We start from the raw sequence: 24,090 nt of genomic DNA, 5'->3' as shown, positions 1-24,090 counted from the left end.
TGTATGACCATTCTATCTTCAAGCATAAACCCTAAGGACCCGCAGTTCGCCGTCAATGACGAAGCGATGCGTGCCCTGGTTCAAGACCTGCATGACAAGGCGGCCACCCTGCGCGGTGGCGGCGGCCCTAAATATGTAGAACGTCACCAAAGTCGCGGCAAGTTATTTGTGCGCGACCGTATCGAACACTTGCTCGATGAAGGCTCACCCTTTTTAGAGATTGGCCAATTCGCCGCGTTTGGCGTGTATGAGCAAGACATTCCGTGTGCTGGCGTTGTCGCCGGTATCGGCCGCGTTCAAGGCGTTGAGTGCATGATAGTGGCTAACGACGCCACGGTTAAGGGCGGTACCTACTTCCCACTGACGGTGAAAAAACACTTGCGCGCTCAGGAAATTGCCGAGCGCTGTCACCTGCCCTGTATTTATCTTGTGGACTCGGGCGGTGCGAACCTGCCGGAGCAGGACGAGGTATTCCCGGACAAGCTGCACTTCGGTCGCATCTTCTTTAACCAGGCGCGCATGTCGGCCAAAGGCATAGCGCAAATCGCCGTGGTAATGGGTCTGTGTACCGCAGGCGGTGCCTATGTACCGGCCATGGCCGATGAAAGCATTATCGTTAAAGAGCAAGGCACCATCTTCTTGGCCGGTCCACCGCTGGTTAAAGCGGCTACTGGTGAAGAAGTGAGCGCCGAAGACTTGGGCGGTGCGGATGTGCACTGTAAGGTGTCTGGTGTGGCGGATCACTATGCCGATAATGACGAGCATGCGCTGTCTATCGCCCGTCAGTGTATCGCCCGTTTAAACCATGTACGCCCTGTGGCGCCTGTTCTGAATGAGGTGAAAGCGCCCCGTTACGATATTCACGAGCTTTACGGCATCGTCGGTAGCGACCTGAAAAAGAGCTTCGATGTACGCGAAGTGATCGCCCGTATCGTCGACGATTCATCGTTTGATGAATTTAAACGTTACTTTGGTGAGACCCTGGTGACCGGCTTTGCCCATATCTACGGTCACCCGGTTGGTATTGTCGCCAACAATGGCGTGTTATTCAGCGAGTCGGCGCAAAAAGGTGCCCACTTTATCCAGCTGTGTGCCAAGCGTAATATCCCTCTGATTTTCTTACAGAACATCACCGGCTTTATGGTTGGCCAGAAATATGAAGCCGAAGGCATTGCCAAACACGGCGCCAAAATGGTGACCGCGGTTTCTTGTGCCGAAGTGCCTAAGTTTACCGTGTTGATCGGTGGCTCATACGGCGCCGGTAACTACGGTATGTGTGGTCGCGCCTACGACCCTACCATGATGTGGATGTGGCCTAACGCCCGTATCTCGGTCATGGGTGGTGAGCAAGCCGCCGGCGTACTAGCTCAGGTGAAACAAGATGGTCTTGCGCGTCAGGGTCAATCCATGAGCGATGAGCAAGTCGCAGAGTTTAAAAAGCCCATCGTTGAGCAGTATGAGCGTCAGGGTCACCCCTACTACGCCAGTGCGCGCCTATGGGATGACGGCATTATCGACCCAGCGGATACCCGCTCTGTTCTCGGTTTAGCCCTTGAAGCGGCTGCCAACGCGCCACAAAAAGACACCGAGTTCGGTGTGTTTAGAATGTAGGAGGCGCTATGTCAGTTACACTCAATATTAGTAAAAGCCGTATCGCCACGCTTACTCTGCAGCGCGTAGAAAAGCACAATGCCTTTGACGATGCGCTAATAAGTGAAATGATCCGCTTAATCGAGCATGCAAGCACACTCGATATTCGTGCCTTGGTGCTTAATAGCGAAGGCAAACACTTCTCAGCGGGTGCCGATCTGAATTGGATGAAATCCATGAAAGACAACTCGTTCGAGGACAACGTCGCCGACTCGCTGGAGCTTGCCCAACTCATGCATGTGCTGCACACCTGCCCGCACCCAACCATTTGTTTGGTGCAAGGCGCGGCCTTTGGTGGGGCCCTGGGTCTAATCGCCAGTTGTGACATTGCCCTTGCCAACCCGACTGCCAAATTCTGTTTGTCAGAGGTAAAACTTGGCCTTATCCCGGCTGTGATCAGCCCCTATGTGATCAAAGCCATCGGCGAGCGTAACGCCAGACGTTACTTCTTAACCGCAGAGGTCTTTAACGCCGACAAAGCGCACGCCATGGGACTAATCCACGAAGTGTGTGAAGACCTGCAAGCAGAATGCGACAAGTTTCTCGATATCATTACCGACAACGGTCCCATGGCCGTTAAAGCAGCGAAGAACTTAATTAATGACGTTGCCGGTAAAGACATTGATGCCGACCTGCGCCATTTAACTGCCGAGCGCATTGCCGCCATTCGCGTAAGCGACGAAGGGCAAGCGGGCTTAAACGCGTTTTTCAATAAACAAGCGCCGGCTTGGCAACAACAAGGATAACTCATGCTAAAACGAATTCTTATTGCCAACCGAGGTGAGATCGCCTGTCGCGTTATTCGCAGCGCCAAAATGCTGGGTATGCACACCATTGCCGTCTATTCCGACGCCGATGCAAATGCTCAGCACGTACAAATGGCCGACAGCGCCTACCACATAGGCCCGGCACCGAGTAAGTCGTCTTACTTGGATATGGACAAGCTGTTTGCCGTTGCCGAACAGGCCGGCGCCGACTGCATCCACCCGGGTTATGGTTTCCTCTCTGAAAATGAAGCCTTTGCCGCACAGTGCGAGCAAAAAGGCATTACCTTTATTGGTCCCTACGCCAAAAGCATCGAAGCCATGGGTTCAAAAACCCGCGCCAAAGAGATTATGGCTGGCGCCAACGTGCCTTTGGTACCCGGCTATTACGGTGACAACCAAGACCCGACTTTTCTAAGCGATGAGGCCGATAAAATCGGTTACCCTGTGCTTATCAAGGCCGCCTACGGCGGTGGTGGTAAGGGCATGCGCGTGGTACGGGATAAAAAAGACTTTATCAGTGCCCTGGAAGGTGCCAAGCGCGAAGCGATCAGCAGCTTTGGTAATGACCTGGTGTTGATTGAGCGTTATGTCGATAATCCGCGTCACGTGGAAGTACAAGTATTTGCCGATAAACACGGCAACTGCGTGTACTTGGGCGACCGCGACTGCTCATTGCAACGCCGCCACCAAAAAGTGATTGAGGAAGCCCCCGCTCCCGGTCTGAGTGACGCCATGCGCAAGAGCATGGGGGAAGCGGCGGTACGCTGTGCTCAAGCCATCGATTATGTGGGTGCCGGTACGGTTGAGTTCCTGCTGTGTGGAGAGGAATTCTTCTTTATGGAAATGAATACCCGCTTGCAGGTAGAGCACCCGGTTACCGAAATGGTTACGGGTGTGGACCTGGTGCAGTGGCAGATCGCCATTGCCGGCGGTGACACCTTGCCTCTTTCGCAAGAGCAGGTAACAATCACAGGCCACAGCTTTGAAGCCCGTTTATACGCCGAAGACCCAAGCGAGCAGTTTATGCCTTCAAGCGGACGTCTGACGCACTTACGCTTCCCGGAGCAAAATGCAAACGTGCGTATTGATACCGGTGTTACCTGTGGCGACGAGATCAGCTCATTCTACGACCCCATGGTTGCCAAGCTGATCGTCAAAGGCGACAACCGAGCTCAGGCGCTGTCATTGCTGGAGCGCTCTTTACGCCATACCTATGTTGGCGGCGTTAAGGCCAATACCGGCTTCCTTGTAGCCCTGTGCGAGTCGCAGCCACTGCAAGATGCCACCATGGACACCCATTTTATCGACAATAACTGTGACAACCTGACTCAGGCACCACAGGCCGATGTGCATGCCTTAGCCATGGCTGCTTGGGTGTACTATTGTCACTTACAGGGTACCAGCAAAGCCCAGCTACAACCTCACCTTGGCAGAGTTTATCGGGCTTTAAACTGAATTCCATCAATGAGATCTCCGTGCCGCTAGCGGATCATCAGGTCATGCTGCATGTGACATCTACCGGAATTAAAGTCGATATCGATGGCCAAGGCCATAGCTTGAGCGGTGAGTATCAAGGTCACGGTCACTATGTTGCCGTAGTCGACGGTCAGCGCCTAAGCGCCGATGCACAAATCGATGACGAAGCACTGAGCATCATGTATCAGGGTGCTCAGTATGACTTCGCCCTGACCTCTAAGCACTATGTAGGCGCCGAGCAAAGCGGTGGCGATGCCCTGGCAGCACCTATGAACGGCACTGTGGTAAAACACCTGCTGGATATTGGCACCGAGGTAAAACAAGGCGATGCCATAGTCGTCATGGAAGCCATGAAGATGGAATATACCCTTAATGCGCCATTCGATGGCGTGCTCAGCAGCTACTGCTATGGCGAGGGCGAATTGGTCAGCCATGGTGCCCTGCTTGCTATCGTTGAGGAGCAAAGCTAATGGCTTTTCCACAACAGGTGCGTGTCGTTGAGGTAGGTGCTCGTGATGGCCTGCAAAACGAGGTCAATGTCAGCCTTGAAGACAAGGTGACCTTGATCAACAGCCTAGCCAAGGCGGGATTAAAGCATATTGAGGGCGGTGCTTTTGTATCGCCTAAATGGGTGCCACAAATGGCCGACTCCAGTGCGGTGTTTGCTGCCATTGAGCGCCATGATGATGTGTTGCTCAGTGCCCTGACGCCAAATCTTAAAGGTGCGGAATTGGCATTGGCAGCTGACGTGGGCGAGTTTGCAATTTTCACCGCCGCCAGCGAGGCCTTTACGCAAAAGAACATCAATTGTTCAATCAGTGAAAGCATTGAGCGCTTCCGCCCGGTGGTAGAGCTTGCCAAGGCAAACAACATCAAGGTACGCGGCTATGTCAGCTGCGTCCTAGGTTGCCCTTACCAGGGCGCGGTTGCGCCTGAACAAGTGCTTGAAGTGTGTAAACAATTGTTGGCTCTGGGCTGCTATGAGGTCAGTTTGGGTGACACCATAGGCGTAGGTACGGCCAATGAGGTTGAGCAGTTGCTTGCCCTGTTGCTTGAGCATCTGGATGCAAGCCAGCTTGCGGTGCATTTTCACGATACCTATGGCCAGGCCATTAGTAACATTTATGCTGCCTTAAAAATGGGCATTAGCACGGTAGACAGTGCGGTTGCAGGCCTGGGTGGCTGCCCTTATGCCCAAGGTGCGTCAGGAAATGTTGCCACCGAAGATGTGGTCTATCTGTTACAAAAACTTGGCATAGACACAGGAATTGATTTAAAAACACTGGCCCAAGCAGGCGCTACAATTTGCAAGGCGCTGAACAAGCAGCCCCAGAGCAAGGTGGCCAATGCCATACTTGCCCAATGTGACCAAGAACAATAAACCTAGGAGTGCTTAGACATGTCCGGATTCGATAAAGTAGTAACAAGTTATGCCGATGCCATGGCAGGACTAAAAGACGGCGATACCATTATCGCCGGTGGCTTTGGGCTATGCGGCATCCCCGAGGGCCTAATAGCCGAAATTAAGCGCATGGGTACCACAGATCTTACCGTGGTTTCTAACAACTGTGGTGTTGATGATTTCGGTTTAGGCGTGCTGCTTCAAGACAAGCAAATCAAGAAGATCATCGCCTCTTATGTCGGTGAGAACGCGCTATTCGAAAAACAAATGCTCGACGGTGAGCTGGAAGTAGAACTGACTCCTCAGGGTACACTGGCAGAAAAAATGCGTGCCGGCGGTGCGGGTATTCCAGCATTTTATACCGCTACCGGCTACGGTACACCGGTTGCCGAAGGTAAAGAGGTAAAGGAATTTGATGGTCGCCCGTATATTCTTGAAGAATCCGTTACCGGTGAATTTGCCATCGTTAAAGCATGGAAAGCAGACCGTTACGGAAACCTGGTATTCCGCCACACGGCAATGAACTTTAACCCTATGGCCGCCACTGCCGGTAAGATCACCGTGGCCGAGGTAGAAGAAATCGTTGAGCCGGGTGAACTGGAGCCAAGTCAAATCCACACCCCAGGCATTTATGTTAATCGCGTTATCAAGGGTACCTTTGAAAAACGCATCGAACGCGTAACCACACGTAAAGCCTAAGGAGACTCAAGATGTCATTAAATCGTGAACAAATTGCTCAACGTGTTGCCAAAGAATTGGCCGACGGCTATTACGTAAACCTGGGTATTGGTATCCCTACCCTGGTTGCTAACTATGTACCCAAAGGCATTGAAGTCATGCTGCAATCAGAAAACGGCCTGCTGGGTATGGGTCCCTACCCAACCGAGGACGAGCTTGATGCAGACATGATCAATGCGGGTAAAGAAACCGTTACAGCAGCTAAAGGTGCAGCGATTTTTAATAGTGCCGATAGCTTTGCCATGATCCGCGGTGGTCATGTAGACTTGACGGTCTTAGGTGCATTTGAAGTTGATCAGCACGGCAACATTGCCTCGTGGATGATCCCGAAGAAGTTAATTAAAGGTATGGGCGGCGCAATGGACTTAGTTGCCGGCGCGAAGAACATTATTGTTACCATGACCCATGCCAGTAAACACGGCGACTCTAAGTTACTAGAAGAGTGTTCACTGCCACTGACCGGCGTGAATTGTGTGAAAAAAATAGTAACCGACCTGGCCGTGTTAGAAGTCAAAGACGGCGCTTTCCATTTGCTAGAGCGCGCCCCGGGTGTTAGTGTTGATGAAATCATCAGTAAAACAGCGGGTAAACTCATCGTCGAAGGCGATGTACCAGAAATGAGCTTTGACTAACGGATAGCCTGACATAATGTCTTAGGCATACCCGTAAATGTACCGACCTCATTCCCAGTGCTAGTTGGCACTGTGTTACCCAAAACCCCTCTTGCGAGGGGTTTTTTTTCGCCTATTTCCCGGTGTAAAGTCACCATTAAACATTTCCTTACATCTTTCTTGCTGCAGATTAACGCGTTCAATGTCGCCGTTCCCGATATAGTGGTAAATTGCTGCTCAGGACACCAACTAGATTAATAAGGATCCCTATGAATAAGATGACCCTCAGTGCCCTCAGTGTGGCAGTGATGATCTCCCTCGGTGGTTGCTCCGCTACCACCGATACGCAATCCACAGCGCAGCAACAACAAGTTGCACAAAATGCCGCTAATTATCCGTTTGTAGATATCAAATACGACTCTTTCACCCTGGATAACGGCCTTAAGGTTATCGTTCACACCGATCGCAAGGCACCCATAGTTGCCGTCAACGTTTGGTATGACGTGGGTGCCAAAAATGAAAAAGTGGGTAAAACCGGTTTTGCCCATTTGTTTGAACACCTGATGTTTAACGGCACCGAAAACTACGACGACGAGTATTTCGGCCCCTTCGAGCGTGCCGGTGCCACCGAGCAAAACGGTACCACCAACTCGGACAGAACCAACTATTTCCAAAACGTACCAACACCGGCTTTGGATATGGCGTTGTGGATGGAGTCAGAGCGCATGGGCCACTTGCTTGGCGCCATCACGCAGGACAAGCTCGATGAGCAACGCGGCGTAGTTCAAAACGAAAAACGCCAGGGCGAAAGCCAGCCTTACGGCACCATGTGGGACAACATCTGGAAGAATACCTTCCCTCAAGGTCATCCCTACTCCTGGTCTGTGATCGGTTCCATGGAAGACTTAAACGCGGCGTCGTTAGACGACGTACACCAATGGTTTAAAGACTACTACGGCCCGAACAATGCTGTGTTGGTGTTAGCCGGTGATATCGATGTTGAGACGGCAAAGCAAAAAGTGGGTAAGTACTTTGGCGATATTAAACCCGGTAAACCGGTAGCCAAACTGCAAAAATGGATTGCCAAGCGCGACGAACAAACCCGTTTAGTAATGCAAGACCGCGTGCCAGCCTCACGTATCCTCAAGGTTTGGAACACGGCGGAAAAAGGCAGTGTCGATGGTGAATACCTGTCGCTGTTAAGCGATGTCATGGCCGGCGGTAAAAACTCTCGTCTGTATCAGCGCCTGGTGTATGACGAGCAACTGGCTTCAAGCGTCTTTGCCTTTAACTATCAGCGCACCCTGGCCGGTCAGCTGATGATCGGTGTCGATGCTCTGGATAAAGACAATATCGACAAAATTGAACGCATTATCGATGAAGAGGTTTCTCGTATTATCGCCGAGGGCCCAACGGCCGAAGAGCTAAGCCGCATTAAGTTTGCCAATGCCGCTGGCTGGGTGAAGAATGTAGAAGGCGTGGGTGGTTTTGGCGGTAAGTCAGACGTATTGGCCTCGGGCGCCGTTTACCACAACAACCCTGCCTATTATAAAGAAGCATTTAGCATTAGCGCTAATGCGACGCCCAGCGACATTCAGATGGTGGCAAACAAGTGGTTGAGCAACGGCGATTTTGTACTGACCGTTCACCCATTTGCCGAACTGAGCGCCAATGAACAAGGCGTGGATCGCAGCACGGGCGTGCCTAGTGCCGGCGAGGTCCCTGCCCTAGACCTTCCTGATGTTGATAGCTTCACCCTGAGTAATGGCCTGGAAGTGGTACTGGCTAAACGCAGCGACACCCCGGTTATTAACATTCGTTTAGACTTTGCCGGCGGTACGGCCACCGATGCCAACAACAAGCCTGGTGTTGCCAATTTCGCCGCCAACATGCTTGATGAAGGCGCAGGCTCGCGCGACGCATTGCAACTGGCCGCCGAACTTGAATCTCTGGGTGCGTCTATCTCTGCCAGTGCTGGTCTGGATAAAACCTCGGTGATGATGTCGGCCATGACCACCAACTGGCAGCCAAGCCTGGCGCTGTTTGCCGATGTACTGCAAAAGCCTCGCTTCGCTGACAGCGATATAGAGCGCGTACGCAAACTCTTGCTGCAAGGCATTAAGCAAGAAAAAGCAAGCCCAAGCTCCAATGCCCTGCGCGTTTTACCGCCGCTGCTATACGGCGAAAACCACCCTTATGGTAAGCCGCTAACCGGCTCAGGCACGGAGCAATCGGTAGCGCAAATCAGTCGTGATGACTTATTAGCCTTTACTTCGACCTGGTTACGTCCTGATCTGGGCCGTTTAGTAGTGGTTGGTGATATCGATAAAGCCGAACTACAAACATCCTTGGAAACGGCTTTGGCAAGCTGGGAAAAACCACAAACAGCGGCACCGAAACTTGATATCGCCGATGTGGCCAATCCTGAAAAAGCACGGGTATTTGTATTGAACAAGCCTGAGTCGCCGCAGTCCTTGATCATCTCTGGCCTATTGGGTCCAAACAGCCAATCATTAAGCGCTCAGGATGAAGTAACCCTGGATATGATGAACACCATCATAGGCGGCAGCTTTACCTCGCGCATGAATATGAACCTGCGTGAAGACAAGGGCTGGTCATATGGCGCGCGCACCATCCTTATGGATACCAATGCGCAAAGCCCCTTCTTCGTTTACGCCCCGGTGCAAACCGATAAAACCAAAGAGTCAATTCAAGAGATCTTAAAAGAGCTTAATGGTTATATCGGTAATAAACCGGCCACCGATGAAGAGCTGGCCAAGGTGGTATCGAATAAAACCGCCAAGTTGCCTGGTCGTTATGAGAAAAAATGGTCACTGCTTAACTCACTGGCTGATGCCTACAGTAAAGACCGTGACGTCACCTATCTGGAAAATTACGCCGAGCTGGTTCGTAAGCCGGATACCAAAACCCTGGCCGCCGAGGCCAAGAAGGTGATTAAGCCTGAGCAACTGACCTGGGTGATCGTCGGTGATGTAGCCAAGATCAAAGAGCAAATCGAAAGTCTAAATCTAGGTGAAGTAACTTACCTGGATTAAGCACTGAGTTTAATCTTTGAAAAATTAAGCCCCTGCGTATGCCGGGGCTTTTTTATGGGTTGTTTATAGAGATTGATGCTCAGAGCAGGCTGTGGGCGAAGAGTGAGTGGTGGAAACGCTTTGCGCTTTGCTCTGAGGCAAACCGGAGCGCAGCGTAGGTTTATCCCTAGCAGCACTTTATAAGGTGATTTAGATTGATTCATATATGCCGTTTTCATTCTCTTTTACAAGTATCATGAAATCGATATATAGAGAGATTACTTCATCTTGTTTGTTGACACCCCAATATGCAGGATAAGCGCCATCACCAAAGCCACTTGTGGATATAACGCAGTCATTCGTGCTTGTCATTGACACTAATTCAGGCTTGCCTGAAATGCACCATCCATTAAAGATTTTTTCTTTCCCTATTCTGTTTAATACCATGAGCTTACTCACATCAAATATAGCTAAATTCCCTGCATCTACGCCATAAACTCCGTTACCACTTGGAGTGTTAGCTGCATGCCATTTTATTGGTTCTTCGCTATCGCTGAATTTGACTCGAATACCAGCAACCCGGTCATGTATTGTGACTGTTTCTACTGGGTACTCCCCTGGCTTTATTTTTCTATGCAGAGGTTCAAAGTCGTAAATGTCATAGCCAAAATCTAAAATACCGACAACCCCGGAACTGATTCGTAGATTTCCGATTCGTTCCAATCTTGCCTCACCTTCATCTAAATGTGGGGTCTTAATATTGCGAACTTTTTGAAAAAGAGTATTTTCATTGAGATCTATATGTTTCGCTCTCTCCATGAAAGGAGCATCTTCGCTGCTCATAGCTAGGATTTCTGCATGCTTATTAACATCGATGACAGAACTCTTAGGTGGGTGAAAGAGTGTAAATATATCAGTTATTTTCCAGCCACTCTCTACATCACGCACAAGTTCATAAACGTGATACTTTGAGAACTTACGTGACTCTTGGTAAATCTCCGTAAATACTTGAGCGATTTCTCCATCAATTTCGCATTCTGTTATTTTTTCTGTTTTAGGATCATAATCAGGTGCTAAGCCAATAGAATTTCTAGATCCTGAACTTCGGCCAGTAATGAAGTGGGTCTCATCAACTTCCGATATTTGATTACCCCAATAATCGAAATCTACATTTTCGCCCATTTTTTTTCGGGCTTTCGACCATTGTTCATGCCAGTGAGAAATAAACGCTTTGACTCTATCTTCAGGAGAATCTACTCGGTCACTGAAACTATTCGTTTTTTTAAAGAAATTAAATATATTTTTCATGCTCGATTTCGAATTCCGGTTTCACCTAACGCCGCAAATAAACGGCTAAAAATAGTGGGCTATAATTTGTGAGGTACGAACAAAGCCCACTGTTTTTTGTCCGCATTTTTAATTTGCTTTGTTATATTGTGATTTACACAATACACTTTGACTAGCGCCACTACCATACAGCTTTAACCTTTCCGTACCACCTGTTTTTTCAAAAAACTCTTGTAATGTAATTTCCTTTTGCTCGTAGTTCATTAGCTGCCAGAAACCGTAAAAACCTTTGAACCAAAAGTAATAGAACACAGTTCCGACGGCTAATAGTAAATATGCAGATTTACCTACTTTTTGTTTGTACTTTATGCCGCAATAAAAAAACCAAATGCAGCTAAATATCGCCACAGTAAAAAATGCAGAGAAAGGAGTTATTACAGTATAAGAGTTACTCCAAATAGAGCTTAAACAAGTGAAATTCCTGCCTGACACTATTGAGAAGATCAAAGTAATTTTAAAAAAGAAATACAACAACACGGTAATGAACACCGCATATAAGATACCGCTTTCCTTGCTTTCTTTTTTATTCAACGCTTGACCTTACAAAGCAATATAACGCCCCGCTATGGGGCTAATTAATAAGTTGGCTAAAATAACGAACGCAGTGAGAAAAAGCCAACTTTAATTAGTCCCACCATGATCGGCTTGTTATGTATCTATTTCGCCCAGCCTGTTTTTAATGGATTGCTTATTAAGGTGAGGTAATAAGCGCTTAAGGTTGTTTAGACTCTCCCACTTTTGAGTGCCTACGCCAAGGAAAAAGAATATAATGAAACTGAATTGATGTTGTAGCACGCCATTTAAATTAGGGAGCATATAAATGGAAACAGCAAGAATGATCGCAATAGAAATAATGAAAGCAATGCGTAAGCGGTAATGTTTAAAGAGCTTTCCGCTTGAATCATCAATAAGGTTTAAAGTTGCCTCTAATTGTTGTTTTTCTCTCACTGAACTTTCCTAGATACATAACGCCCTAATAATGGGCAAAAAATTGTTTGCTAAAATGTTGAGGAACGAAAACAGAAAACTGATTTTTGTCCTTATTAATTAGCTTGTTAGAGAGCGCCAAACCACTCTCTCATAATACTTATATCATAGTTAAGTAACCAACTATGATATTGCTTGTATAACCTTTTAATCATGAATTCATTAGTACCAACAACATCCATACCTCTATCGTCGTATGGATTTACAAGAACTCCAAGATCAATGTCATAAATATATAAATCAAACCAAAAAGATGGTTTGATACCCAACTCGGCACCAAGCTTGCCAAATATAAGTTTATGAAGTTCCAATTTATCTAGTTTGAAAAATAGGTAATTTCGATTCCATTCATCATCTTCTACCCATTCTTTGAGTTTAAAGTTAACTTTTGGAATATCAATTTGTAATTGTTTAATTTGGTTAAAGACACTGAAGTTCGATAAATATGAATCACCTGGAAAAGCTAAACAAATTGATACTTCTTCCTTATTTTCGAAAATCGTATCAATAATTTGAGTAGATTTATGAAGTGCTGAAGTAAACATATGCACATATGAATCTTCTTCACGACCTTCAGAGAGTTCGAATCTCAAACATTTTTGATTGCTATAAAAAATAGCATGCTGAAATGACTGTTTGCCAAATTTATCGAATGCTTGATCGATCATCCCAGAGCTCTCTAACGCCCGCCTAACACGCAATGTGTTGGCATGGCTTTTTGCGTTGTTTGCCAAAACCATGACAACTCTTAACATTGTCGGAGTTTAGGCGCTTGTTATGTTTCGTTATCATCATTCAACACCTTTGTAGTGGGTGGGTGCTTCTTTGTGAACCTGCCATAGTCTGTTTCATCTGAAAATGGCACCGCATCAGCGCGGGTCTTCCCTGCCTTACCTAAAAGACCAATCCCAATAAAAACTCCTAACACAAGCGCAAAAACTAACGCATCTAGAACGGCGTCAACAATTGGTTTCGAGCCAGGTTCCAACTGTAAAAAATAACCTAAGAACCCTAGTACAGCACCAACAACAAAACCTACGAAAAATGTATTTGAGTTTTTAATGCTCATAGGAACCTATAGAAACATAACGCCCGCATAATGGGCGGATTAAGCTTGGCTAAAATAGCGAAGAATGAGCGGTAGCCAAGCTTTAAGACGTCCATTCATTAATGCGTTTGTTATGTAACGCTACCACGATACATGAGCGATTGCTTCTTTGTACGATGCCAATGCTTTGTACAATGCCAATTTTACTCGTAACTTTTTGAAGAACACTTGATAACAAAAAACTGGGAGTAGCCAAAATATTAATAAAGCTGACTGAATGAGTAAGAGGACAAATACAAATTCGTTGAATATTCCGTCAACTAAGAAAAAGAACAATACGACAACATTTAAGACAGCAAACAGCCAAATAGCTTTGCGAGCATCTTTAACTAATTGCCTTAATTCTGACGATTGACTATCAGCTTGCATTCTTTTCCCTAGTTACATAACGCCCCACTAAGGAGCGAGTAATAGTTGGCTAAAATGTGTAGCGAAGTGAAACTGAGCCAACTGTTACGAGTCCCACTTCAGTGGTTTGTTAGCTTTCAATTGTAAAGTGGCTTTTTTTTGCTCCACGAAACAAAGATATAACCTAAATACATCAACATAAAAAATGCCAACGTTTCATACTTACTTTCAATTTCAAGACTAGATATAAAGGCCAACACTACGCAAATAGAATTTACGGTGATCAAAAGATACCCCAAATAAGCATATACCAGCTTTGAAACCGACTTGAATATACCTTTTATTCGCTTTTTTCTTCTGTTAAAGCAGCAGCTAGACAGCATTAAGAGAATGACATGCGGCATCAGAGTAATACTGACAACCCCGAGAGAATCCATATCAACACCATGCTGATAAGAATCCCAAGTTGCATCGACGAAAAAAGCCAATGACGCTAGAGAAGCCAGGCCAAATACATATCCTAGTATTGAATATATTAACCAAATAATTTGAGACGCCTCTTTTTTGCAGAATTTAAGGTGAAAGCTAACGCCCCACTAAGGAGCGAGTAATAGTTGGCTAAAATGTGTAGCGAAGCGAAACCGAGCCAACTGTTACAAGTCCCGCTTCAGTGGCTTGTTATAAGCCGATTTGATCCGATTAACAATTCCATTGCCAACATAATGCACAACAAAGAACATAACTTGTGAGAGTAAGCAAAGAAATGGAACCAAAACAAACATACCTACAATCACTGAACCATTTTCACCTTCAGGAATTTCAGTAACGTATTCGTAGAATATTAGCCATGCCCACATAGCTGACACAGCTAACTGCCACCACATAAGGTATTTACTTTTAGACACTACCCAAGCGTGATATGGCATTATTCCGAAACAGAAGAAGCAATAGAAAAGATAAAGAACAACTTCCATGTTTCAGTGAGACTCCCTAGGCTTATAACAGCTTATTAGTGCGAATTCCCGGTTAAGGAAGTTATCCACAGCAGGAGTAACTCTCACTAATAAAAATTTTATTTAATAATAACACCAAGTTATCAGGTGTTTTTCTCACACGCAATCAAGAAGTAAGCCATAAAAAACGTGCCTTCATTTATTCGAGCCTTCACTGGCTCGCTATGCAATTTATTTTTTACATAAATATCAGATACCTATATTTGATTGGCACATAAACGAGCCATTATTTTTCATTACATAACGTGCCATTTCATTGATATTTTCAACACCTCCACTTATAACTGTATATATATACAGTACCAATTCCAAGAGGAGATCATGATGCAATCACCATTTTTGGAAACCGTTCGAACAGAGCTAAGGACACGCCGTTACAGCCTTAAAACAGAGAAAGTGTACTTAACATGGATTAAATCATTTATTTTGTTCAACGATAAAAAGCATCCTAATAAGATGGGTAACCATGAAATAGAACGTTTCTTAAATCATTTAGCCATAAATCGCCAAGTCAGCGCAGCAACACAAGACCAAGCCTTGTGTGCCATCATTTTCCTTTACCGCTACGTTGTTAAAAAGGAAATTCACGGGCTGAACTATTCATTTACTAAAAGAGAACAATGCATACCAAGCGTTCTTACCCATCACGAAGCAAAAAAGATTCTGTCTCACATGACAGGCACTCATTGGTTAATAGCATCAATTTTATATGGGAGCGGTCTTAGAATAAATGAAGCTCTCAGCCTCAGGGTTAAAGATATCAATCTGGCAGACAACACAATATTCGTCTTTAGAGGTAAAGGTAAAAAAGACAGATATTCAATTTTACCCAAATCATTGAACCATGCCATTGCCAACCAGATAGATAAAGTAAAAGCGATACACAATAAGGACGTGAGCGAAGGCCATGGATTCACATCGTTACCTCCTGCATTGATGCGTAAGTACAAAAACGCTCTCAAAGACTTTTCATGGCAATATCTTTTCCCCTCAACAACTCGCTGTGTTCACCCCTATGATGGTTATGTATGTCGGCATCATCTTCATGAGTCAGCGTTTAGGAAGCACCTTCGAAAAGCCGTTCTGTGTGCTGATATTGGTAAACGTGTAAAAGCGCATACTTTCAGACATTCCTTCGCCACCGAACTTCTTCGAAATGGTACAGACATTCGGACAGTTCAGGAGCTACTTGGGCACACCGATTTAAAAACAACGGAAATCTACACGCATGTAGTAGGTTCCAGATTTAGTCATACGGTCAGCCCCATTGATCGACAATAAACCTAAGTTCTGTTCTCGGCGCGGATCCGACCATTAAATTGCCTATCTGTCACTGTATAGATATTGATAATTTATTCGTCTTTGGCATATTTTAAGCCTTAATCCACTGCCTATTTTCACTTACGCACTCGATCCCGTTGCTGAGAAGTTTTATTATTGGCGCACAGTAACTAAAGAGCTCCTGCATTATGGCCCACCCACCTTGTTTAAATTGTAATTCTCCCTATGTGTATCAAGATCAAAATCAGCTTATTTGCCCCGAGTGTGGCTATGAATGGGACCCGGCCCAACTGGCCGAAGAAGAGCTTATCACCGCCAAGGATGCCAACGGCACCGAACTGAATGCCGGCGACAAGGTGACGCTGGCTAAAGACCTTAAGGTCAAAGGTAGCTCCATGATTATGAAAATAGGCACCAAGGCGCAGATCCGCAGCATCAAAGACAGCAAAGACCACGAACTGGATTGTAAGGTTGATGGCGTTGGCGAGATGATGATCACCGCCAAATTCGTCAAAAAAGCCTAAGGTACTACCTGATCTACATATAAAAACGCCACTGATAAAAAGTGGCGTTCTTGCCTCTAGCCGCGCTAATCAGAAAACCGTTAAGCCCAAAGGCGCACCCCTATTAAGCCATTTATAAGAAGATATACAGCAACGCTCATATTTAAGAATATAAACATTGTGCAGTAATAATAAATAAGGGGTTTCACATCGGCTTTTGAAGTATTCCACCAAACATACAAGGCATGCATGGAGACCACCAAGAATCCTAAACTTTGCGCAAACAAAGCAATAGATAGCCAGGAGGGCTGACCTACAAGCGTGAACAAAGACGGGCTAGATTTTGCGTATAGCACCATGGCGATGGCAACTATAAACAACAGCGCCGGAGCAAGTGACCAGCTTCTTAAACGAATACTGCCAGCATTAGTAATTTTGCCCAGGCACAGTCGTGGCAGCCAAATAGCCGCAAACACCAAGCCTATAAGCATAACAATTAACCACAACAGCAAGAGTATTAGGGGAGCATAGGCTTGAAGTGGGGTGACACGCTTGAGCGTCAAGGGACCATAGTGGATAACATCGCCGACCAGCTTATCTTGGTTCGTGACTAATACCGATTTCCCCGTTTGCAGCTGCGAAAAAGTCCGCTCCCCTAAAGCCCCTAGTTGCCTAGGCTTCATACCAAAAATAGGACCTATCAAGGCTTCACTTTCTGTGACCGTGAATCTCCAGGGGAGTAATCCGGAAAACAGCGCTGTTAATTCTGAGCCTGGATTAATGACCCGATATAAACCACACATAGATTGCGCCTGTTGGTTAAATTGCGATGCTTGAGGTTCAACGGGCGCCACCTGTGAACGAGTGATCATATCGGCAAGTAAGTTGTGTAACTTTGCCCTTGCCGGTCCCTCGCCATTGATGGCTATTACAAAGCCCTTGCCCAATTGCGGTTGATACATAATCTCGGCAGAGCCTCCCCGCACTGCTCCTTCATGACCATAGAGCACCCAGCCATTGGCATGATAAAGGTTAAGCCCTTGAGCATAGACAAAATCAACGCCCGCTTGGGTAAATACAGAGCCACTCGGAGTTTGCATGGCTGTGATCGCCTGCTCGGCCAGCACCCTATTATCGGACCGCCCCTGCGTCAATAAAAAGCGCACAAGTTTGCCCATATCTGATACCGAGCTGTTTAACCCTCCCGCTGGGCGATTATTTAAATGGGCATAATCCAAAGCCTGGCCGTTTAGGTACAAGGTGGCACCATGCTTTCGATACTTATCCGTAAAAAAATAATCACAGCTATTCATAGTCAAGGGATTGAAAAAGTGCTGCTTCACATAAGCTTCAAAACTGGTACCACTGAGCTTTTCAACTATGTAGGCGGCCACCAAGGGGCCAGTATTGTTGTAGGCATAACGACTTCCCGGGGGCCAGCGTGACTCTCGGCTATGAGGGTGAAGTGCAAGTGCTTGTTGAACTGAAATAGGCGAGTTTTTCTGTGGTAGATTTTCGGCGAAATGCATCCCATCCCAACCGGTTGTGTGATTGAGTAAATGATGCACGGTAACGGGGTGTTCGGCAGACCAAGGATTGATAAAAGTTATTTCTGGGACCAATTCTCGTACTTGGCTATTTAGCGATAACCGCTCTTGCTCTACCAGTTTCATTATCGACATGGTGACAAGCACCTTGCCAACAGAACCAAATCGAAACTGAGTCTGTTCGTCTACAGGTTGCCTTTGCTCCAGGTTAGCAAAACCCGAAAAGACGAAACGAGTTGGCCGATTGGATTCAACTAAAGCGACGGCTATCCCGGGCACCTTATATTCTTCCCTGACCTCGTTTAATGAGGCTTGAAGCTCTTTATCCGTGATTACTGTTTCATTCGCTTGCACCAAACAAATGCAGGACATCAATACCCAGCAAAGAAAAAAACTGATTCGGTAAGTCATAAATTTCACCTTTGTTTTTATTACCTGGAAAAACAATGACCTTGGTGGGATGAAAAGCCTAAGGACTTAATGTGACATTGCTGAAATTAGCATTAGTCACAAATAGTCACATGAAGTAAGATTATGAAAAGGTTATAAAAATAATAAACGAGTGGATTCAAGTGTATCGTATCGGTGAGTATGTTTTTGATTATCAACACGGCCAATTATGCACAAACGGTGAGTCAAAAAAAATTGAGCCACAACTCAACGAACTACTAAAACTCTTTGTCGACCGCCGAGGAGAGTTAGTATCGCGGCAATTGTTAATCGATACCTTGTGGCCAAACAGAGTAATTACCGATGATGCCTATCGCGCCGTGATCAAAAAGTTGCGTAAAAGCCTGGGCGATGATGCCAAAAACCCGCGATACATTCGCACCATACCGACCAAGGGCTTCATACTCATCGCAGCCGTTGAGGATATCCCCGAGTCAGCTCAACCTGTAACTATAAAATCCAAAGTGTTGGTTGCGTGTACTGTGCTCTTGGCCCTGTTCGGGCTGGTGTTTCACCAAACTTCTCAGCAAACAGTGCCCGCTGTAACTATAGAAAAGTTAACTGCTTTAACAGGGTCTGAAGTCAGCCCGGGGTTTGATGCCAATAACAAAAGGCTTGTTTTTTCTCACCGAGCCAATAAGGACGACTACCTGCAACTCTTTAGTAAGCAGTTGAACGCCGACACAGTGACTCGTTTAACCTTTGATAACGCCAATTACGCCAATGCCCACTTCTCTCCCAACGGTCTGCATCTGGCTTACACACGCAGCACGCCTGAAGGCAGCGCTATACTGGTCGCTGATTATTCCAAAGAAAAGGCATTGCTCAACGCCAAGGCACTCCCCGCCAAGGTGGCAAATAAACGTTACCTCCTAGGCTGGTCTATGGATGGGGCTGGACTTTATCTAAGCGATGCAAAACAACCGAGCTCATCGCAGAAGATATGGTACTTTGAGATTGCCTCACAAACCTTTAGCAATGTAACCGCCCCCGCCGACAAGGACCAGGGAGACTATTTTGCCCGCGAGTCAAATGATGGCAAACGCCTTGCTATTTTACGCAGTACAGGTGCAACAGACAGTGAGTTGCTGATACAACACAAGGACACGGGCGAGCTCACACATATTAATGCTCTGCCACACCCGTTCAACCAACTTATCTGGAATGACAGCGATAGTACAATCACGCTATCAAGCTTTAATGGCAAGTTTGCCCAATATAAGCTTAGCAATAGCAATCTCACCCCATTGCCATTGTCTCTGCCCCATATCAACAATGTGTTCCACCACTGTGGTGCACGATGCCTATTCGCACGACAACACAATGGCAACTACCTGGACTTAACCCTTTCCCCCAATCCTTTTTCAGCGCAACAAACAGCCAGTCACGAATATTTAGAGTTTGCTGGCAACGAAGACCTACCCCAATTAGGTGCGCTAACTCACAGCATATATTTTATCAGCCAAGGTACCGATACAAGCGAGTTGGTGCGTATCACCAATGGCAAGACTCACACCCTTTGGGAGTTTCCAAGCACCAGTCAGCTCAGTGCGCTGCAGATCAATTACGCCGAGACACAGGTGGCCGGCATAGTGGATGGCCGGCTATTTTTGTACGACTTAAAGCAGAATAAACTTAAATACCTGTCTTCAGAGCTGGAGCAAATAGCCAGTCTTTATTGGCAAGAGTCGAACGAGGACTTGATGTTTGCACGCCTGGAATACGCGCTACCGGTGCTCTATCGCTATGAGCTAAAAACAAACACCAAGGTTCGAGTCGACGATGCCAGCTATGCAGCCCTAGAGATTAACGATGGCGTGGCAATCAAGCTGGATCAGGACCTTAATGTGTGGCGTCTGAGCGAAGGTAAAAAACAGAACGTTATTACCCAGTTACCCAGTGCCAGTCCAAATCGCTGGCAGGTGCACGGGCACTGGCTTTATTATACCGAACACGAAGAAAACCTCGCCTACTTGCACCGTATCGACATCAACACCGGCGAACACAAAAAAACGCTGTTGGCCAAAAACCGCTACCGGTTAACCTTTGATTTATCAAATGACGCCAAAACACTCCTAGGCATACGGTCGGTACTGGCACAGAGCGACTTAGTTAGGGTGACCTACTAAAACAAAAAAGGAAGCACTTGGGCTTCCTTTTTAAATTACATTTGCTCGGCAAATTAGAATGACAAGTTATCGAGGATCTCGTCATCAACCAGGTTTGCCAAGGTTACCTTTAACTTAGGCGTACGGGCCATTTCACGCTTAATCGCGAAGTTGGCTTCTTCGTTACGGGCCCAGCTACGGCGTGCAATACCATTGTTTACGTCGAACAACAGCATAGATTTCAAGCGACGCTCGGCACCTTCGCTGCCATCAAGCAGCATACCGAAACCACCATTGGTTACTTCGCCCCAACCTACACCGCCACCATTATGGATAGAGACCCAGGTTGCGCCACGGAAGCTGTCGCCGATCACGTTGTGAATCGCCATATCCGCGGTGAAACGGCTGCCATCATAGATATTTGATGTTTCACGGAACGGTGAGTCGGTGCCGCTCACGTCATGGTGGTCACGACCTAGTACGACCGGACCGATTTCGCCGCGATTAATGGCATCGTTAAAGGCTTTCGCGATTTCCATACGACCTTGGGCGTCGGCATAAAGAATACGCGCCTGTGAACCCACAACCAGCTTGTTTTGCTTGGCGTCTTTGATCCAGGTGATGTTGTCCTGCATCTGTTGCTGAATTTCTTCCGGCGATTCGGCCATGATCTTGTTCAGTACTTCTGCGGCGATGGCATCGGTTTTATCCAGATCGTCTGGGTTACCTGAGGCACATACCCAACGGAATGGACCAAAGCCATAGTCAAAACACATAGGACCAAGAATATCCTGCACGTACGACGGATATTTAAAGTCGATGCCGTTTTCGGCCATCACATCGCCACCGGCGCGCGACGCTTCCAATAAGAAGGCATTACCATAATCAAAGAAATAGGTACCACGGGCCGTGTGCTTGTTTACCGCATCGGCATGACGTTTCAAGGTCTCTTGTACCTTAACCTTGAATACTTCAGGCTCTTCACGGATCAAACGGTTTGACTCTTCAAACGAGATATCAACCGGGTAATAACCGCCCGACCATGGGTTGTGCAGTGAGGTTTGGTCTGAACCCAGGTGAACAAAGATGTCTTGCTCGTAGAAGCTTTCCCACACATCTACAATATTACCCACGTAGGCGATAGACACCACTTCTTCATTAGCTTGCGCCTGACGAACACGTTCAATCAGCGCATCCATGTTGTCGATCAGCTCATCAACCCAACCCTGCTGGTGGCGCTTAATCGCGGCCTTGGCGTTCACTTCGGCACACACGGTAATACAGTTGGCGATGTTACCCGCTTTTGGCTGCGCACCACTCATGCCGCCCAGACCGGCGGTCAGGAAGATCTTACCTTGCGGGCTCTCACCTTTCTCAAGCACCTTACGGAAGGCATTCATCACCGTAATGGTAGTGCCGTGTACAATACCTTGCGGACCGATATACATAAATGAACCTGCGGTCATTTGCCCGTACTGAGTCACACCCAGAGCATTGAACTTCTCCCAGTCATCCGGCTTGGAGTAGTTAGGGATCATCATACCGTTAGTCACCACCACGCGCGGTGCATCTTCTGATGATGGGAACAGTCCCATTGGGTGACCAGAGTAAATGTGCAAGGTTTGGTCTTTTTCCATCTCGCTCAGGTACTTCATGGTTAACAAGTACTGCGCCCAGTTTTGGAATACCGCACCATTACCACCGTAAGTGATCAGCTCCTCTGGGTGCTGAGCAACGGCTGGGTCAAGGTTGTTATCGACCATCAACATAATCGCCGCGGCTTGCTCGCATTTTGCGGGGTAGTCAGAGACCGAGCGCGCCTTCATGTCATAGTTTGGCTTAAAGCGGTACATGTAAATACGGCCAAATTGCTTCAGTTCCTCGGCAAATTCAGCGGCAAGCTCCTGGTGCCATTCTTTAGGGAAATAACGCAAGGCGTTACGTACCGCCAGTTGCTTTTCCTCTGGGCTAAGAATGTCTTTTCGCTTTGGCGCGCGGTTTACGCCCGCTGGATATGGCTTAGGCTCAGGTAAGACGCTAGGAATACCCTGTTTAATTTGTTCTTGGAAAGTCATTGTTATTGGCTCCCTTAGTTCACGCTAAACGCTTGTGCTTTAACTAGTTCAATCATGGCATCGATATCCGGCTTAAGTAGACGGTCTTCTTCAAGCTTGGCTACCTTGTCACGGATGATGGCGAAGTTTTCTTCGATGATGTCAGAGCATTTATTAGGACGACGGAATTCAATCGCTTGTGCCGCATACATCAATTCGATAGCAAAGATCTTTTCCAGGTTACCCAGGATTTGATTCAGTTTTCTGCCCGAGATGCTGCCCATGGATACGTGGTCTTCCTGGCCCATAGAGGTAGGCACACTGTCTGCCGATGGTGGGAAACACAGTGATTTGTTCTCTGTTACCAAGGCCGCAGTCGCGTACTGAGGGATCATCATGCCCGAGTTAAGGCCACCGGAGGTGGTCAATAAACGCGGCAGACCGTGCAGGCCTTCAAGCATTAAATAACAACGACGGTCGGCGATATTGCCAAGCTCGGCAGCAGCAATCGACGCATAATCCAATACCATGGCCAATGGCTGACCGTGGAAGCTACCGCCTGAAATCGCTTCTTCTGAGCTGATCACGATTGGGTTATCGGTCACCGAGTTCATCTCGATTTCTACCAGCTCTTTAAGGTGGTTAAAGGCGTTACGTGATGCGCCGTGTACCTGTGGAATACAACGCAGCGAGTAAGGGTCTTGCACGCGGTCACAGTCGGTGTGCGAGGCCATATTTTGTGAGTCTTTAAAGAAGGCACGCATGCGCTTGGCCACTTCGATATTACCTTCAAACGGACGGGTTGCATGCAGCTCTTCTCTAAAGGGTGAAGCACTGCCCTGCATGCCTTCGATGCTCATGGCACCGGCCAAATCGGCTAAATCAAGCAGGTAACGCATCTTGGTCAGCGCGGTGATACCGTGTGAAAGAATAAACTGGGTACCATTAATTAGCGCCAGGCCCTCTTTGGCGTGCAGCTCGAGCGGCTCTAAGCCATTGGCTTCAAGCAGTTGCGCCGCCGGCACGGTTTTACCGTCTTGCCAGAATTCACCTTCGCCAATCAGTGGCAGGAATAAGTGTGAAAGCGGCGCCAGGTCACCCGAAGCACCGACCGAGCCTTGCTCTGGTACCACGGGAATAAGATCAAGCTCTAGGAAAGCCAACATGCGTTCTACCACTTCCAGGCGAATACCTGAGAAGCCTTGGCTTAGAGCGTGTACCTTAGTGATCAGCATTAATTTTGAAATTGATTTGGCGATAGGCTCGCCCACACCCACGGCATGGGTGATCAACAGGTTCTTTTGTAAAAGATGGGTTTCTTCTGGTGAGATTTGCGTATCGCACAAAGGACCAAAGCCGGTATTAATACCGTATACGGCCTTATCGGAAGCGGCCATCACATCGACATTCTGGCGACTCTTATTAATTTTATCCAGTGCTTGTTGGCAAAGCTCGGCTTTAATACTGCCATCGGCGATGCCATTAACAATGTCAAGATTTAGCTGGTCTACACCATATCTAAACGTCATCTTATTCTCCTAACTCGTTGTCTGTGCGAAGCAATACTGCTTAATACGGCCATGCTAACTTGCCATAGATGTTTTATAAATACATAATAATCGTAATTCATTCCGGTTTTATCGAACTAAATCTTATAACAAACAG

Annotated in this window: 18 protein-coding genes and 1 pseudogene; 10 read left to right on the top strand and 9 right to left on the bottom strand. The window is 47.0% G+C overall.

Annotated features, from left to right (window positions below; translation table 11 throughout):
- The first annotated feature begins 3 nt into the window (after nt 1-3).
- The 7 genes and pseudogenes from C2M29_RS10500 (at nt 4) to C2M29_RS10470 (ending at nt 9,700) form a co-directional block, all read left to right on the top strand.
- Nucleotides 4-1,611, top strand: a complete 1,608-nt coding sequence (locus tag C2M29_RS10500; protein WP_105189733.1) for a carboxyl transferase domain-containing protein — start codon at nt 4-6, stop codon at nt 1,609-1,611.
- An 8-nt stretch (nt 1,612-1,619) separates the two neighbouring features.
- Nucleotides 1,620-2,396, top strand: coding sequence for an enoyl-CoA hydratase-related protein (locus tag C2M29_RS10495; RefSeq protein ID WP_105189732.1), 777 nt, complete (start codon nt 1,620-1,622; stop codon nt 2,394-2,396).
- A 3-nt stretch (nt 2,397-2,399) separates the two neighbouring features.
- Nucleotides 2,400-4,363: pseudogene (locus tag C2M29_RS10490) on the top strand (acetyl/propionyl/methylcrotonyl-CoA carboxylase subunit alpha).
- The gene (locus C2M29_RS10485) at nt 4,363-5,274 is read left to right on the top strand and encodes a hydroxymethylglutaryl-CoA lyase (RefSeq protein ID WP_105189731.1); all 912 of its coding nucleotides are present in this window, start codon (nt 4,363-4,365) and stop codon (nt 5,272-5,274) included. Before C2M29_RS10490 ends, C2M29_RS10485 begins: the two are co-directional and overlap by 1 nt.
- 18 nt (nt 5,275-5,292) lie before the next feature.
- A complete protein-coding gene (locus C2M29_RS10480; protein ID WP_105189730.1) occupies nt 5,293-5,994 on the top strand; it encodes a CoA transferase subunit A in 702 nt (233 codons plus the stop codon).
- An 11-nt stretch (nt 5,995-6,005) separates the two neighbouring features.
- Entirely contained in the window at nt 6,006-6,665 is a 660-nt protein-coding gene (locus tag C2M29_RS10475; protein ID WP_105189729.1) for a CoA transferase subunit B, read from the top strand.
- Nucleotides 6,666-6,913: 248 nt separating this feature from the next.
- Nucleotides 6,914-9,700: a M16 family metallopeptidase gene (locus tag C2M29_RS10470; RefSeq protein WP_105189728.1), complete on the top strand. Its 2,787-nt coding sequence runs from the start codon at nt 6,914-6,916 to the stop codon at nt 9,698-9,700.
- Nucleotides 9,701-9,889: 189 nt separating this feature from the next.
- Here C2M29_RS10470 and C2M29_RS10465 read toward each other — a convergent pair whose 3' ends face one another.
- From C2M29_RS10465 to C2M29_RS10430, 6 genes are all read right to left on the bottom strand, one after another.
- Nucleotides 9,890-10,987, bottom strand: a complete 1,098-nt coding sequence (locus tag C2M29_RS10465) for a DUF4241 domain-containing protein (RefSeq protein ID WP_105189727.1) — start codon at nt 10,985-10,987, stop codon at nt 9,890-9,892.
- Nucleotides 10,988-11,095: 108 nt separating this feature from the next.
- Entirely contained in the window at nt 11,096-11,557 is a 462-nt protein-coding gene (locus C2M29_RS10460) for a hypothetical protein (RefSeq protein ID WP_105189726.1), read from the bottom strand.
- A gap of 117 nt (nt 11,558-11,674) precedes the next feature.
- Nucleotides 11,675-11,974, bottom strand: a complete 300-nt coding sequence (locus C2M29_RS10455) for a hypothetical protein (RefSeq protein WP_105189725.1) — start codon at nt 11,972-11,974, stop codon at nt 11,675-11,677.
- A gap of 107 nt (nt 11,975-12,081) precedes the next feature.
- On the bottom strand, nt 12,082-12,753 hold the full coding sequence (locus C2M29_RS10450; protein WP_233998404.1) for a DUF3885 domain-containing protein: 672 nt from the start codon (nt 12,751-12,753) through the stop codon (nt 12,082-12,084).
- 35 nt (nt 12,754-12,788) lie between these two features.
- A complete protein-coding gene (locus C2M29_RS10445) occupies nt 12,789-13,082 on the bottom strand; it encodes a hypothetical protein (RefSeq protein WP_105189724.1) in 294 nt (97 codons plus the stop codon).
- Nucleotides 13,083-14,122: 1,040 nt separating this feature from the next.
- The gene (locus tag C2M29_RS10430) at nt 14,123-14,353 is read right to left on the bottom strand and encodes a hypothetical protein (protein ID WP_158678968.1); all 231 of its coding nucleotides are present in this window, start codon (nt 14,351-14,353) and stop codon (nt 14,123-14,125) included.
- Nucleotides 14,354-14,803: 450 nt separating this feature from the next.
- Between C2M29_RS10430 and C2M29_RS10425 the strand changes: the two genes are divergently transcribed.
- Nucleotides 14,804-15,763 (top strand): integron integrase, encoded by a 960-nt coding sequence (locus C2M29_RS10425; protein WP_105189720.1) that lies wholly within the window; start codon nt 14,804-14,806, stop codon nt 15,761-15,763.
- Nucleotides 15,764-15,951: 188 nt separating this feature from the next.
- On the top strand, nt 15,952-16,287 hold the full coding sequence (locus tag C2M29_RS10420; protein WP_105189719.1) for a zinc ribbon domain-containing protein YjdM: 336 nt from the start codon (nt 15,952-15,954) through the stop codon (nt 16,285-16,287).
- 80 nt (nt 16,288-16,367) lie between these two features.
- Here the strand turns inward: C2M29_RS10420 and C2M29_RS10415 are convergent, their stop codons facing one another.
- Nucleotides 16,368-18,224: a serine hydrolase domain-containing protein gene (locus C2M29_RS10415; protein ID WP_105189718.1), complete on the bottom strand. Its 1,857-nt coding sequence runs from the start codon at nt 18,222-18,224 to the stop codon at nt 16,368-16,370.
- A 161-nt stretch (nt 18,225-18,385) separates the two neighbouring features.
- Here C2M29_RS10415 and C2M29_RS10410 point away from each other — a divergent pair, with 161 nt between their 5' ends.
- The gene (locus C2M29_RS10410) at nt 18,386-20,392 is read left to right on the top strand and encodes a winged helix-turn-helix domain-containing protein (RefSeq protein WP_158684712.1); all 2,007 of its coding nucleotides are present in this window, start codon (nt 18,386-18,388) and stop codon (nt 20,390-20,392) included.
- 53 nt (nt 20,393-20,445) lie between these two features.
- Here the strand turns inward: C2M29_RS10410 and C2M29_RS10405 are convergent, their stop codons facing one another.
- Nucleotides 20,446-22,446 (bottom strand): urocanate hydratase, encoded by a 2,001-nt coding sequence (locus tag C2M29_RS10405; RefSeq protein WP_105189716.1) that lies wholly within the window; start codon nt 22,444-22,446, stop codon nt 20,446-20,448.
- A gap of 14 nt (nt 22,447-22,460) precedes the next feature.
- Nucleotides 22,461-23,954 carry a histidine ammonia-lyase gene (gene hutH, locus C2M29_RS10400; RefSeq protein WP_105189715.1) on the bottom strand — a complete coding sequence of 498 codons (1,494 nt, stop codon included), beginning with the start codon at nt 23,952-23,954 and terminating at the stop codon, nt 22,461-22,463.
- Nucleotides 23,955-24,090: the final 136 nt, after the last annotated feature.

The organism is Pseudoalteromonas sp. T1lg48 (genome assembly GCF_002964785.1).
In the GTDB taxonomy this organism is placed as follows: Bacteria; Pseudomonadota; Gammaproteobacteria; order Enterobacterales; family Alteromonadaceae; genus Pseudoalteromonas.
The sequence above is the reverse complement of the archived record's forward strand: the minus strand, read 5'-3'. Positions and strand labels throughout refer to the sequence as shown.

Coding starts and splice junctions, on each gene's coding strand:
- C2M29_RS10500 (WP_105189733.1), top strand. CDS start 4: ATGACCATTCTATCTTCAAGCATAAACCCTAAGGACCCGCAGTTCGCC.
- C2M29_RS10495 (WP_105189732.1), top strand. CDS start 1,620: ATGTCAGTTACACTCAATATTAGTAAAAGCCGTATCGCCACGCTTACT.
- C2M29_RS10485 (WP_105189731.1), top strand. CDS start 4,363: ATGGCTTTTCCACAACAGGTGCGTGTCGTTGAGGTAGGTGCTCGTGAT.
- C2M29_RS10480 (WP_105189730.1), top strand. CDS start 5,293: ATGTCCGGATTCGATAAAGTAGTAACAAGTTATGCCGATGCCATGGCA.
- C2M29_RS10475 (WP_105189729.1), top strand. CDS start 6,006: ATGTCATTAAATCGTGAACAAATTGCTCAACGTGTTGCCAAAGAATTG.
- C2M29_RS10470 (WP_105189728.1), top strand. CDS start 6,914: ATGAATAAGATGACCCTCAGTGCCCTCAGTGTGGCAGTGATGATCTCC.
- C2M29_RS10465 (WP_105189727.1), bottom strand. CDS start 10,987: ATGAAAAATATATTTAATTTCTTTAAAAAAACGAATAGTTTCAGTGAC.
- C2M29_RS10450 (WP_233998404.1), bottom strand. CDS start 12,753: ATGGTTTTGGCAAACAACGCAAAAAGCCATGCCAACACATTGCGTGTT.
- C2M29_RS10445 (WP_105189724.1), bottom strand. CDS start 13,082: ATGAGCATTAAAAACTCAAATACATTTTTCGTAGGTTTTGTTGTTGGT.
- C2M29_RS10430 (WP_158678968.1), bottom strand. CDS start 14,353: ATGTGGTGGCAGTTAGCTGTGTCAGCTATGTGGGCATGGCTAATATTC.
- C2M29_RS10425 (WP_105189720.1), top strand. CDS start 14,804: ATGATGCAATCACCATTTTTGGAAACCGTTCGAACAGAGCTAAGGACA.
- C2M29_RS10420 (WP_105189719.1), top strand. CDS start 15,952: ATGGCCCACCCACCTTGTTTAAATTGTAATTCTCCCTATGTGTATCAA.
- C2M29_RS10415 (WP_105189718.1), bottom strand. CDS start 18,224: ATGACTTACCGAATCAGTTTTTTTCTTTGCTGGGTATTGATGTCCTGC.
- C2M29_RS10405 (WP_105189716.1), bottom strand. CDS start 22,446: ATGACTTTCCAAGAACAAATTAAACAGGGTATTCCTAGCGTCTTACCT.
- hutH (WP_105189715.1), bottom strand. CDS start 23,954: ATGACGTTTAGATATGGTGTAGACCAGCTAAATCTTGACATTGTTAAT.